This is a genomic window from Algoriphagus ornithinivorans (assembly GCF_900115305.1).
Lineage (GTDB): Bacteria > Bacteroidota > Bacteroidia > Cytophagales > Cyclobacteriaceae > Algoriphagus > Algoriphagus ornithinivorans.
Window position 1 is genome coordinate 314,398 of the sequence record NZ_FOVW01000002.1, and the last position, 12,617, is coordinate 327,014.

Below are 12,617 nucleotides of genomic sequence, written 5' to 3' on the forward strand. Positions count from 1 at the left end.
TTTTATTTTTTCGGTTATTTTTTGATTAATTTCAGTTTGACAAAAATTGACATAAAAAAAACCGAAGATTTTCTTCGGTTTCTTTTTAAAGCGTGATTTTTTAGTGTTTTTCAATCTTTTCGTAGCTGGCAATTACCCCCCTGACCATTGCTGAACTGAAGCCTTGATGTTCCATTTCATTCAGTCCTACGATAGTGCAGCCTTTGGGAGTGGTCACTTTATCTATTGCTGCTTCAGGATGCATGTTCTTCTGTATCATCAGTTCGGCAGCACCCTTCACAGTTTGATTGACAATTTTACTGGCAGTTACAGAATCAAATCCAATTTGAATACCTCCTTGAATCATTGCTCTCATAAAGCGTAAAACATAAGCAATACCACAGGCACCTAAGACTGTTGCTGCTTCCATTAAATTTTCATCGATGGTTTGAGTAAATCCAATCGAATTAAATAGCTTTTCAATCAATGCAATTTGTTCTGCATTTGCATTTTGTTGACAAATGCAGGTTATCGATTCTTGAATATCTGCTGCAATATTGGGCATAGCACGGAAACAGACTGTCCGAGGATCTAGGGTTTTATACATTTCCTCGAGGCTTATTCCGGTAGCTAGCGAAATAATAATCTGTTTTCTAGGGTTCAGAACCTCTTTGATTTCATTTAATATGGGAGTGACATTGTAGGGTTTCACCCCTAAAATCACCAAATCAGCCTCCTGAGCAGCAGTAATATTGTCAGAGCTGATTGTGACTCCCAGTTGGGAATAGGAAGATAGACTACTGATTGACCTTTTAGTCAAAGTCAGATTCTTCGCAACGAAGCCTTGGGTTTCCAATAAGCCATTTGCGATGGAAGTCCCTAAATTCCCACAGCCTATGATTGCTATTTTTTTATCTGTGATCATGAATTTTTCAATTTTTAGCAAATAATCTTCATTAAAGGTAATTAAATGCGCTATTTATTAATAGATACTTAAGAAAAAGCTGAAAATGATATCAATTACTTTTTTTACAAGTTTGGCAAAAGTTAATTAAGCTTTAAGATTGAATCCACTGCTTTAATGGTAGAATATTCCATTAACATGACTATTTTTGGCCCTGCAATTGCACAAAAGCGGGTAGGTTTGTTTCAAAACCTGCCTTTGCGTTTTTATAATAGCTACTGATGCCGAAATTAATTCGTATTACAACTGTTCCTCTTTCTTTAAATCTTTTGCTTTCAGGGCAAATGAAATATATGAAAGAAAAGGGTTGGGAGGTAATTGCGGTCAGTTCTGATGGTAAAGAAATTCCACAAGTCGAAAAAAGAGAAGGGGTTAAGCACATTACAATTCCTTTTACAAGAAAAATCACCCCATTTCAGGATTTAAAATGCGTTTGGAAATTGTACCAACTTTTCCGAAATGAGAAACCTGATATAGTTCACACACATACACCCAAGGCAGGTTTGCTTGGAATGATAGCAGCAAATTTAGCGGGTGTCAAAATTCGGATTCATACTTTAGCGGGCATTCCTGCCATGGCTGCCGAGGGTCAAAAAAAAGGACTTTTAGAAAGTGCTGAAAAATGGACCTATTCCAACGCTACTGAGGTATGGCCTAATTCTCATGGATTAAAAAATTTCGTGATTGAAAAAGAGCTAAGCTCTGAGCGTAAATTAAAAGTAATCGGAAGTGGCTCCTCTAATGGAGTGGATTTAGCTAAATACAATCGGTCTGCGCTAAAGGAAAATCACTTGGTTGCCGCAACGATGAGAATCTTACCAGGAGAAGATGATTTCTTAATCTTAGCTGTAGGAAGGCTTGTCAAAGACAAAGGTATTGAGGAGTTGGTTCGGGCTTTTTTGGCTTCAAAGATAGTGTCCAGTTCAAAATTGGTTTTGTTAGGCAGTTTTGAACAAGATTTAAATCCACTCTCCCCGGAAATAATTCAGACCATCCAAGATCATCCAAGGATAGTTCAAATAGACTGGACTGATCATGTAGCTCATTACATGGCTTTGGCAGATGTCTTGGTTCATGCCTCCCATAGAGAAGGCTTTCCCAATGTTTTGTTGGAAGCAGGAGCGATGCAGCTGCCTGTGATTTGCTCTGATATAATTGGTAATTCAGATATCATTAGCCAGCAAAAAACTGGGCTAATTTTTCCTGTAAAAAATGAAGAGGTTTTAAGAGAAGCACTGGAATTTGCATTCGTAAAAAGAGATAAAATGCAATTACTGGCCGCAAACCTTTTTAAAGAAATCAGTGAAAAATATGAGAGAACGAAGCTTCATCAAGAAATATTTTCCAATTATCAACGCTTGATTGAAGAGGTTGAGAAAAGTGAATAGTATATATTTGAATTAATAATGAATAGTTATTTTTCCCTATGAAGTATTTGGTCACCGGTACAGCCGGTTTTATTGGATTCCATGTTGCAAAAAAACTGATTGAAAGGGGAGAACAGGTAGTAGGCTTGGATTCGATCAATGACTACTATGATATCAATCTAAAATACGCTCGTTTGGAGCATATGGGCATTGAAAAGGAAAAGCTTAACTATGGAAAATTACTTCAGTCTAATAAGTATCCAGAATATTCATTTATACAGCTTGATTTAACAGAGAAAGAGAAGTTGTCTGAACTTTTTAAAGCTGAAAAATTTGATGTTGTAATCCATCTTGCGGCACAGGCAGGTGTAAGATATTCCCTAACGAATCCAGAAGTATACATTCAAAGTAATATCATTGCTTTCCTGAATATTTTGGAGTGCAGTCGCTATAATCCAGTCAAACACTTGGTTTATGCATCTTCCAGTTCAGTGTATGGTGCAAATGAAAAATTACCTTTTTCAACCTCTGATTCAGTAGATCATCCTATCTCTTTGTATGCAGCCTCAAAGAAATCCAACGAATTGATGGCTCATACATACAGTCACTTATTTGGAATACCTACTACTGGCTTACGCTTCTTCACCGTTTACGGTCCATGGGGTAGACCAGATATGGCTTTATTTCTTTTTACTGAGGCAATTTTGAAAGGGGAACCTATCAAAGTCTTTAATCACGGAGAGATGAAAAGGGACTTCACCTATATTGATGATATAGTTGAAGGAATTCTTAAAGTAGCTGATAGGCCTGCAAGACCCAACCCTGATTTTGACCCTCAAAACCCAGATCCAGGAAGTGGGAGGGCCCCGTATAAAGTGTATAATATTGGTAATTCCTCTCCTGTATTGTTGATGGATTATATCAAGGCAATCGAGAAGGGACTAGGCAAAAAGGCGAAAATGGAACTTCTACCTTTACAGCCTGGTGATGTTCCTGCTTCACACGCAGAAGTTTCTGACTTGATCAGAGATACCGGATATAAACCTGATACAAAAATTGAAGATGGAGTTCAGGCATTTACTGATTGGTACTTAGATTATTATAAAAAAACTATAAATGAGTAAATCAATTTTAATTACAGGCGGAGCTGGATTTATTGGTTCCCACGTAGTACAACTTTTTGTAGAGAAATATCCTTCTTATAAGATTGTGAATTTGGATGCCCTTACCTATGCCGGCAATCTTGAAAATCTAAAGGCTGTAGAAAATGCTTCCAATTATTACTTTGAGAAGGTTGATATTCAAGATGCTTTGGAATTGGAAAAAGTATTTGAAAAACACGCCATTACCGATGTAATCCACCTTGCAGCAGAATCTCATGTAGATAGGTCAATATCTGATCCTTTGGCATTTGTGAAAACCAATGTTTTTGGAACAGTCAATCTATTGAATGCTGCCAAAAAAGCCTGGGAAGGAGAATTGGATCAGCACTTATTTTACCATGTTTCCACAGATGAAGTTTATGGATCACTGCATGATGGAGGCTTCTTCTTAGAGACTACTCCTTACGATCCTCAATCGCCTTATTCTGCTTCCAAAGCAGCTTCTGATCATTTTGTGCGGGCCTATGCAAATACCTACAAAATGAAAACGGTTGTTTCAAATTGTTCTAACAATTATGGACCAAATCATTTTCCTGAGAAATTGATCCCACTTTGCATCAACAATATCAAGAATATGAAACCGCTTCCAGTTTATGGAAAAGGGGAAAATGTCAGAGATTGGCTGTTTGTGAAGGATCATGCTCGAGCAATTGACACAGTATTTCACCAAGGAAAAGCAGGGGAAACGTACAATATCGGTGGATTCAACGAGTGGAAAAATATTGATATCGTTCGTCTGCTTTGCAAGAAAATGGATGAAAAGCTAGGTAGGGAAGAAGGTACTTCTGAGAAGCTGATCACATTTGTGAAAGATAGAGCTGGTCATGATTTGAGGTATGCCATTGACTCATCCAAAATCAAAAACGAGCTAGGTTGGGAGCCAAGTTTGCAGTTTGATGAGGGAATAGATATCACCATTGATTGGTACTTGGTCAATGAGGAATGGCTAGACCATGTGACCTCGGGAGCTTACCAAGATTACTACCAACAACATTATCATTGATCTACAACCGGCCTAGTGCCGGTTTTTTTATCGACTTTATACAGAATTAAACCTGCTAGAATTAGGATCAACCCGGCAAGACTTTCTTTTGGTTTCTCCCAGAAAATATATCCTGAAACAAACAAACTAAAGACGATATAGCAATACTGAAGAAGGGGTTTGAAAGGAGAGCGAAAACCCTTGGATTTAGAAACCTTTAAAGAAGAGTAAACTGTGATGGTTCCCATTATTTGTAGAATAAATCCAGCGTAGATCATTACCTGCTCAAAAGAACCGCTTAAGAAAAGGATTAGACTGAAAAGTGTATTGATTAAAATAGCTCTAACGGGAATTCCTTTTGAGTTTGTTTTGGATAGAGGCTTCCAGATTTTAAAATCCTTAGCCATGGCATAAGTAACTCTTGGTCCAACCCAAGCATATCCTGATATGGTGGCAATTAATTGAATCCCTATTAAGATGCTTACCCACATGGCTCCCGATTCACCAAAGATATTCTTAAAAGAAATCTCAGCTACTTCAACTTGACCCAGCAATTGCTCTTGGTTAGCATGTTTGAGAAAAACCAATTGCATTAAAACATATAGAACTAATACCAAGCTTGTTGCAGCTAAAAGGGCTTTTGGAAGATTTTTCCCGGGATTTTCTATTTCTTCTACAATATATGCAGCTGAATTCCAGCCTGTGTAGGCATAAAATACATAAACCAGAGAAACTGCAAATCCAGGCAGAACCACTTCATTTTTCCAGGTTCCTGAGAAATCCAAAGCAGATGTAGAAATTTGATTTGAAAGACTTAAACCTATTCCAATTAATCCCAGAATAAATAGGATCTTGATTAGGGTGAAGAGATTTTGAAACTGTGAAGAGCGCTTGATAGAGAAAATATGTGTAAGCGGAATAAAAAGTAAAAATGCCAATCCTGGATAGATTCCTGCTCGAATGATAGGGTTTAAATAGTTATTCATTGCCATGGCAGCAATAGCGATAGGAGCAGAAAATCCTACAGTTAAAGAAACCCAAGCATATAAATAGCCGATGGAAGGATGCAGGGTTTCTGATAAAAAAATATAGTCACCTCCACTTTTTTTAAAATGAGTTCCCAACTCAGCATATATCAAAGCGCCGATTAAGGCCATGATACCTCCAATTACCCACAAAAGAATGATTGACCAGGTATTTTGAACCTGAAGGAGTTGAAAGCCAAGACTTGTAAATACCCCAGTTCCGATCATATTGGCCATCACAAGGCCCGCGGCGGTTTTCCAGGAAATTTTAGCTGTATCTGGCATTTTTCATTTTAATTATAGGATCACTTCTGAGCTTCCTTCTCCAATATTGACCTGATAGAATTCAGGTTCGATGCCAAATTGTTTGAAATATGCTCCTGTAAGCTCCTTTTGAAAAGATTGGGAAGATTTCCGCTCAATGAGATTGATGGTACATCCTCCAAATCCACCTCCCATCATCCTAGATCCTAAAAGACCTTCAAAGCCTTTTGAAAAATTGACCATAAAATCCAATTCCTCACAGCTCACTTCATATAAATGTTGCAATCCTTCGTGTGATTCGTAAAGCAATTTACCCAGCTCATGAAAATCTTTATTTTTAAGTGCCTTACTTGCAAGCTGAACTCTGTTGATTTCTCCAAGTACAAAGCTTAATCTTTTAGCTTGTGTCTCATTGATCAATGAAGAATAGGTATTGAGATCTTCAATCGTCAAATTTCTAAAGCTTTTTTCAACTCCTTTAGCATCGGATAAAACTTCGAGGGCGGTTTCGCATTCCCTTCTTCGAGTATTATATTCGGAATCACCCAAGCTGTGTTTGACTAATGTATTGGCGAGAATCAAGGTGTACTCTCCAAGTTCACAGGGAAAATATTCATATTCCAATGTGTCGCAATCCAGCCTGATCACCTGGTTTTCTTTGGAAAACACTGAGGCAAATTGATCCATAATACCGCAATTCACCCCCACAAAATTATTTTCGGCTGCTTGAGAAATTAGCGCAATCTCTTTTCTGGAAAGATTTAATTCAAAATACTCATTGATTGCAAATGCAGTGGCACATTCCAAAGCCGCAGATGAGGATAGTCCCGATCCGAAGGGAACGTTTCCGTCTATTGTAGCGTCAAATGCAGGGATTTTTTTTCCGACTTTTATTAATTCATCTATAACTCCAATCACATATTTCGCCCAGCCTGATGGGATGGAATTGTAAGTAGACAGGGTAAAAGAAACCTCCTCTTGTTGGTTTAATGAGAAAATCCGAAAGGTGTCAGTTTCATTTTTTGAAATACAAAAGGTGACTTCTTTGTCAATCCCCGCTGGCATTACCCAGCCGTTATTGTAATCTATATGCTCTCCAATCAAATTGATTCTTCCGGGAGAACGAAAAACTCTTGGCTTCTTTTGGTATCTATTTTGGAATTCTTGAATGGCTTTTTGGCTAAAATTCGAAGAGAACATGAGTGAATGTTGGCTAATAGGTTTAAGGACCTGAATATAAATATTGTGCTGAAATTTGTGCTTCTTAGAATAAAGAAAGGCTGACTAAAAATAGCCAGCCTTTCATTTTTTCTAGGTTTGAATTTATTTTTCTTTCACACCTTCAAAAAGGTTTACAGGAGTGTTTTTTACTTTCTCTTCGAAAGCTTTCCACTCTCCACTCATAAACTCTTCCAGTACTTTAAAGGCCTCTTCTGCGGACTCTTTTGCATGTTGGTAGAGCCTTTCTTCAGTTTCTCCCGGTGCTCCGTAGGATGAGCCTACATACCTTCTAGGTGCAAACTGCATAGTCATGGTAGTAGGGTAGAGGTTTCTCACGATTCCCTGACCTTCTCGGGTTGGTCCATTAAAGGCTTCTTTAACTGTTTCCAGTTTTTTCTTGATTTCCTTGGCTGCTTTTGCCAATTCTTTTGCCTCTTCTGAATCCAGGTCCTTGGTCATGTCTTCCACCTTCTTGATAGCTTTTTCTGCTTCACTCATTTGATTGGTTGCTGTGCTCATTTCTGTCTGCAAAGCTTCCAACTTCTTAGTGAAGTCTTCTCTGGCTTTTAGGTTTGCTAGTTGAATCTCGATTCTTGGATCTGCATACACATTAATAGAAGTTTCAGCTTTTTCCTCACCATATACAAACTCTACTTTGTAAGTTCCAGGAAGTGCATCTCCACCGCTAGGTTCGTAGAATCCATTTCTTCGTCCACGGTTTCCTCCGGCATTTTCTGCTGTAGATTTTCTGTCTAGACCCCAGTTAACTCTATTTACCCCTTTTTGAGGTGCAGTTTTCAAGGTTCTGATTTGTTCTCCTGCTTGATTATAAATATTCACAGTGACTGTATCCAACTTTTCTTTGTCATCATTGATGATAAAGCTTAGTCTTCCTCCTGTTTCTCTATTTTCTCCAGCATATTTTCCATCAGCCGGGAATCGCTCACCATGTGGCTGTTGAATTTCTACTTGATAAGCATCAGGAGCTGGAACAGCCGTTATTTTTGCTGCCGGAGCTTTTCCTCCATTAGCTGCAAAAATTCTTAAAGGTCTGATATCATCCAGAACCCACATGGATCTTCCGAAGGTGCCTATTACCAAGTCAGCCTCTCTTTCCTGAATGGTCATATCGTATGTGGAGACAGCTTTCGGATAGCCATGTTCCCATTTGTTCCAGGTTTTTGCCTTATCGAACGAAACGTACAATCCATACTCAGTTCCTAGGAAAACTAGATTAGGCTGCTCTACATCTTGCATAATGGATAAGGCATATCCCCAAACTTTTGAATCATCTGCTATTCTGGTAAATGTTTTTCCAAAGTCTTTGCTATGGTAGGCATAAGCTGAAAAGTCATTGTTTCTATAATTATTTGCAATGACCCACACTTCTCCTGCTTCGTAGGTAGAAGCTTGAACTTGAGGAATCCAGCTTGCTTTTGGAAGTCCTGTCAGCTTGGAAGCTACATTGTTCCAGGTTTTTCCACCATCTTGGGTTACTTGCAAGTTGCCGTCATCCGTACCCACCCAAATAACATTAGGATCAACTGGACTCGGAGCTATGGCAATAATTGTAGTATGATTTTCTGCTCCTGTGATATCAAAGGTCAAACCTCCTGTTTGTTGCTGCCTTTGCTTGGTTGAATCATTGGTTGTCAAATCCGGTGAAATAATTTCCCAAGTTTCCCCACTATCAGTTGACTTATGCAAAAACTGCGAACCGTAATATACGGTATTATCATCATGCGGATCTTGTGCAATTGCAGCATTCCAGTTGAATCTCAAGAACACGTCTTTATCTGGATGTGTAGGCTTGATGAATCGGTTGTGACCTGTCAATTTATCAAAGCGGGTCACATTCCCACCCTGAGACATGGTATATCCATATCTTGAATCTGCTGGATGGGGAACAACGTCAAATCCATCACCAAATGATACTTCTTGCCAATATGTATTTCTAATTCCATCTCTTCTCCAGATATAGGCTGGGCCTACCCAAGAGCCATTGTCTTGCATGCCTCCATAGATATTATACGGAAGCTCATTATCAACATTGACGTGATAGAATTGGCCTACTGGTAACTTTTCTGCGAAATACCAAGTTTTACCTCCGTCACGAGAAATATTCAAGCCACCGTCATTTCCATCAATAAGAAGTTTTGGATCATTTGGGTTGATATACCAAGCGTGATGATCCGGGTGAACTCCTGCATATTGTAAGATTTGCTTGAAAGATTTACCACCATCTTCACTCATTCCAACCCTGGAATACAAAGTGTAAATCCTGTTTTCATTCTTAGGATCGGCATGGATTTCAAAATAATAGAAAGGTCTATCTCCAATATCATCACCACTGTTGATCATACTAAAATTGGAACCCCCATCTTCAGATACATAAAGTGCATTTTTCTTTGACTCAACCAAAGCATAAACCTTATTACTATTTGCAGCAGAAATAGCTAGTCCCATACGTCCTAAGTCTCCTTTTGGTAAACCGTTTTTATCACCCAGCTTTGTCCAATTGTCTCCTCCATCATAAGTCACGTACAAGCCACTAGATGCTCCTCCAGATTCAAAAAACCATGGATATCTTCTGTGTTGCCACATGTTGACAAAGATCTTGTTTGGGTTATTTGGATCCATGATCATTTCACCCACACCAGTTTTTGTATCTACATACAAGATTTTTTTCCAGGTTTTTCCTCCATCTGTAGTTTTGTATAAACCTCGATCTTCTTGCTCACCCCAAGGCGAACCGATCGCCCCCACAAAAACAGTATTGGGGTCATCCGGGTGTACGATGATTCTGTGGATAGCTCTTGTTTTTTCCAAGCCCATCATTTCCCAGGTCTTACCTGCATCAAGTGAGCGGTAAACTCCATAACCTAGGTTTAGAGAGTTTCTTGGATTTCCTTCCCCTGTACCTACCCAGATTACGGAAGGATTTTTTTGGTAAATGGAAATAGCTCCGATAGAATGAACTTTTTGGTCATCAAAAATAGGCTCCCAATGGATACCTCCTGAAGTGGATTTCCAAAGTCCGCCAGATGCAGAACCGGCATAAATAATGGTGGGATCATCGTCAACTGCATCAATAGCAGTAATTCGACCACTCATACCTGCCGGTCCCACATTTCTTGTTTTCATGGATTTAAATAAATCCATATTGACCTGTTGGGCCTGAAGGTTGAATCCCATCATGGCCACTAAAATCAAAATGTAGAGTTTTTTCATGTGTTTTAAATTTGTTTTCTCACTATTCACATGGAATCGTGCCTTTAGAGATAAATTCCCAAAGTACTTAAGTCTTTCAGCTCGATTTCGCAAGGGTGTTGGATTGGTAATTTTTTCTGAAACTAAAGGAAATGATTCAAACCTTTTTCGAAAATTATTTCAATGGAGTAGATAGCTATTTGAGCATCAAACTTACTCTTCTAAGTAAAATTTGATAGTTGGTTTGCCCAGCCTATTCATTTTGATTTTCTTTAGAAAAAAAAATTAAATCTATGCTCACTAAGTACATGAAGCCTTTTGCAGGGCTTTTTCTTTGCTTGATATCGGGTACGGGTGTTTTTGCAAAAACAGGTAGATTCCAACAAGCGGTGGATTACCAAATGGAAGTATCCATGGATGTGAAAACCAATCGATATACCGGTACTCAAGTTCTCACATACACCAACAATTCACCAGATACCCTAAATAGGGTTTTTTATCATTTGTATTATAATGCATTCCAACCAGGAAGCATGATGGATGTAAGGTCCCGTACCATTGCTGATCCGGATAGAAGAGTAGGAGACAGAATCTCTTTACTGTCTCCGGAAGAAATCGGCTATCTGCATGTCAAGTCCTTGACTAAAGACGGAAAGGCTGTAAAATTCAATGAAGAAGAAACAATCTTGGTTGTGGATTTGGATCAGCCGATTTTGCCTAATTCCAATGCAACCTTTGAAATGGCATTTGAAGGTCAAGTACCTGTACAAATCAGGAGATCGGGAAGGGACTCAGAAGAGGGTGTTCGCTACTCCATGTCCCAATGGTATCCTAAGATGGCCAATTATGATGAACAAGGTTGGCATGCAAATCCTTACATAGGTCGTGAGTTTTATGGAATCTGGGGTGATTTTGATGTTAAAATTACCATTGATAAAACCTACACCATTGGGGGAACAGGTTACCTGCAGAATCCAAATGAAATTGGTCATGGCTATGAAGATGCAGGAGTGAAAGTGCCCCAGCCAAAAGGGAATACTTTGACTTGGCATTTTAAAGCTCCGATGGTTCACGATTTTATGTGGGGAGCTGATCCGAAGTACCAGCATGATAAGGTTCAAATGGACAATGGAATAACAGTTCACCATTTTTTTATTCCAGGAGAGAATACCTCTGAGAACTGGGAAAAATTGAAAGAATATACTCCTAAGGCTATAGAATATATGTCCAAGAATTTTGGGCAATATCCTTATAAGCAATTTTCAGTGGTACAAGGAGGAGATGGTGGAATGGAATATGCCATGTCTACTTTAATCACCGGAGAAAGAAGCTTAGGCAGCTTGGTAGGAGTGATGGTTCACGAATTGGCTCATAGCTGGTATCACGGAGTTCTGGCAAGCAATGAATCTTTGTATCCTTGGATGGACGAAGGGTTCACGAGTTATGCCACCAATCTGACTATGGGTGAAATTTTTAGAGAAGGAGTAGGGAATGTTCATGCAGGAAGTTATCGTGGCTACATCAGTTTAGCGAAATCAGGCTTGGAAGAGCCCATGTCTACGCATTCAGACCATTATCATACCAATAGGGCATACGGTTCTGCGGCTTATTCAAAAGGTGCTGTATTTATGGAGCAATTAGGTTACGTAATTGGTAAAGAGGTAAGAGATCGAGGTTTATTGAGATATTTCAATACTTGGAAATTCAAGCATCCCAATGCCAATGATTTGATTAGAATTATGGAAAAGGAAAGCGGAATCGAATTGGATTGGTATAAGGAATATTTTGTTTATACAACAAAGACCATTGACTATGCTATAGGTCCTGTAGAAGCTAGAGGAGATCAAACAGCAGTAACTTTCCAAAGAATTGGTTTAATGCCAATGCCTCTTGATATAGTGGTCACGTATAAGGATGGTGCGCAGGAGCAAATTTATATGCCTTTGGTGATTATGAGAGGTGAAAAAGCCAATGAAGAAGGAATGCCAAAAAGAGTGTATACAGAGGATTGGCCGTGGGTCAATTTAGAAAAGACTATCGTGTTGGATAGAAAATTGGAGGATATTCAATCAATTGAGATTGACCCAAGTAAAAGATTGGCAGATGTAATGCCTGAAAACAATAAAGTGGAGTTTTAAGGCTCCACTTTATTAAAATCCAGTTAAAAAAAAGGTGGCTTTTGAGCCACCTTTTATTTTTTACGGATCAACCGGCGTTTTTCTTGTCTTGAACTTCCTTACGGATGTCCTGTGCCAAGTTTTTCAAATCTTGCATCCCTTTTCTTACTCGGGTTCCGGCTGCTTGATTACCTTTCTCGTAGAATTTTTCGAAATCGCCCTCAAGGCCCATTACAAGATCTTTAACTTCACTAAATCTGCTCATAGTAAAAGTGTGTTTTTTAGGTTGATGATAAGTTTATTTGAATCCAATATAGCCCAAATA

General features: G+C 38.8%; 9 protein-coding genes. 4 read left to right on the forward strand and 5 right to left on the reverse strand.

Going from position 1 to position 12,617, the window contains the following annotated elements:
• Positions 1 to 100: 100 nt before the first annotated feature.
• Positions 101 to 904, reverse strand: coding sequence for a pyrroline-5-carboxylate reductase (proC, locus tag BM073_RS03525; protein WP_091650451.1), 804 nt, complete (start codon positions 902 to 904; stop codon positions 101 to 103).
• 260 nt (positions 905 to 1,164) lie between these two features.
• Between proC and BM073_RS03530 the strand changes: the two genes are divergently transcribed.
• Genes BM073_RS03530 through rfbB form a run of 3 tightly spaced genes read left to right on the forward strand, consistent with a single transcriptional unit; the run spans position 1,165 to position 4,476 of the window.
• Positions 1,165 to 2,331 carry a glycosyltransferase family 4 protein gene (locus BM073_RS03530; protein WP_091650456.1) on the forward strand — a complete coding sequence of 389 codons (1,167 nt, stop codon included), beginning with the start codon at positions 1,165 to 1,167 and terminating at the stop codon, positions 2,329 to 2,331.
• A gap of 38 nt (positions 2,332 to 2,369) precedes the next feature.
• Positions 2,370 to 3,434: an NAD-dependent epimerase gene (locus BM073_RS03535; RefSeq protein ID WP_091650461.1), complete on the forward strand. Its 1,065-nt coding sequence runs from the start codon at positions 2,370 to 2,372 to the stop codon at positions 3,432 to 3,434.
• Positions 3,427 to 4,476 carry a dTDP-glucose 4,6-dehydratase gene (gene rfbB / locus BM073_RS03540; protein WP_091650463.1) on the forward strand — a complete coding sequence of 350 codons (1,050 nt, stop codon included), beginning with the start codon at positions 3,427 to 3,429 and terminating at the stop codon, positions 4,474 to 4,476. The genes BM073_RS03535 and rfbB overlap by 8 nt, the downstream gene beginning before the upstream one ends.
• On the opposite strand, the gene BM073_RS03545 is transcribed toward rfbB, so the two are convergent.
• From BM073_RS03545 to BM073_RS03555, 3 genes are all read right to left on the reverse strand, one after another.
• The gene (locus tag BM073_RS03545; RefSeq protein ID WP_091650466.1) at positions 4,470 to 5,765 is read right to left on the reverse strand and encodes an APC family permease; all 1,296 of its coding nucleotides are present in this window, start codon (positions 5,763 to 5,765) and stop codon (positions 4,470 to 4,472) included. The genes rfbB and BM073_RS03545 overlap by 7 nt on opposite strands.
• Before the next feature lie 12 nt (positions 5,766 to 5,777).
• Positions 5,778 to 6,944, reverse strand: a complete 1,167-nt coding sequence (gene galK, locus BM073_RS03550) for a galactokinase (RefSeq protein ID WP_091650469.1) — start codon at positions 6,942 to 6,944, stop codon at positions 5,778 to 5,780.
• Positions 6,945 to 7,067: 123 nt separating this feature from the next.
• Positions 7,068 to 10,196 (reverse strand): VPS10 domain-containing protein, encoded by a 3,129-nt coding sequence (locus tag BM073_RS03555; protein WP_091650473.1) that lies wholly within the window; start codon positions 10,194 to 10,196, stop codon positions 7,068 to 7,070.
• Between the two features lie 272 nt (positions 10,197 to 10,468).
• On the opposite strand from BM073_RS03555, the gene BM073_RS03560 reads away from it, so the two are divergent.
• A complete protein-coding gene (locus BM073_RS03560) occupies positions 10,469 to 12,313 on the forward strand; it encodes a M1 family metallopeptidase (RefSeq protein ID WP_139217433.1) in 1,845 nt (614 codons plus the stop codon).
• 67 nt (positions 12,314 to 12,380) lie between these two features.
• Here the strand turns inward: BM073_RS03560 and BM073_RS03565 are convergent, their stop codons facing one another.
• Positions 12,381 to 12,557, reverse strand: a complete 177-nt coding sequence (locus tag BM073_RS03565; RefSeq protein ID WP_091650478.1) for a BF3379 family histone-like protein — start codon at positions 12,555 to 12,557, stop codon at positions 12,381 to 12,383.
• Positions 12,558 to 12,617: the final 60 nt, after the last annotated feature.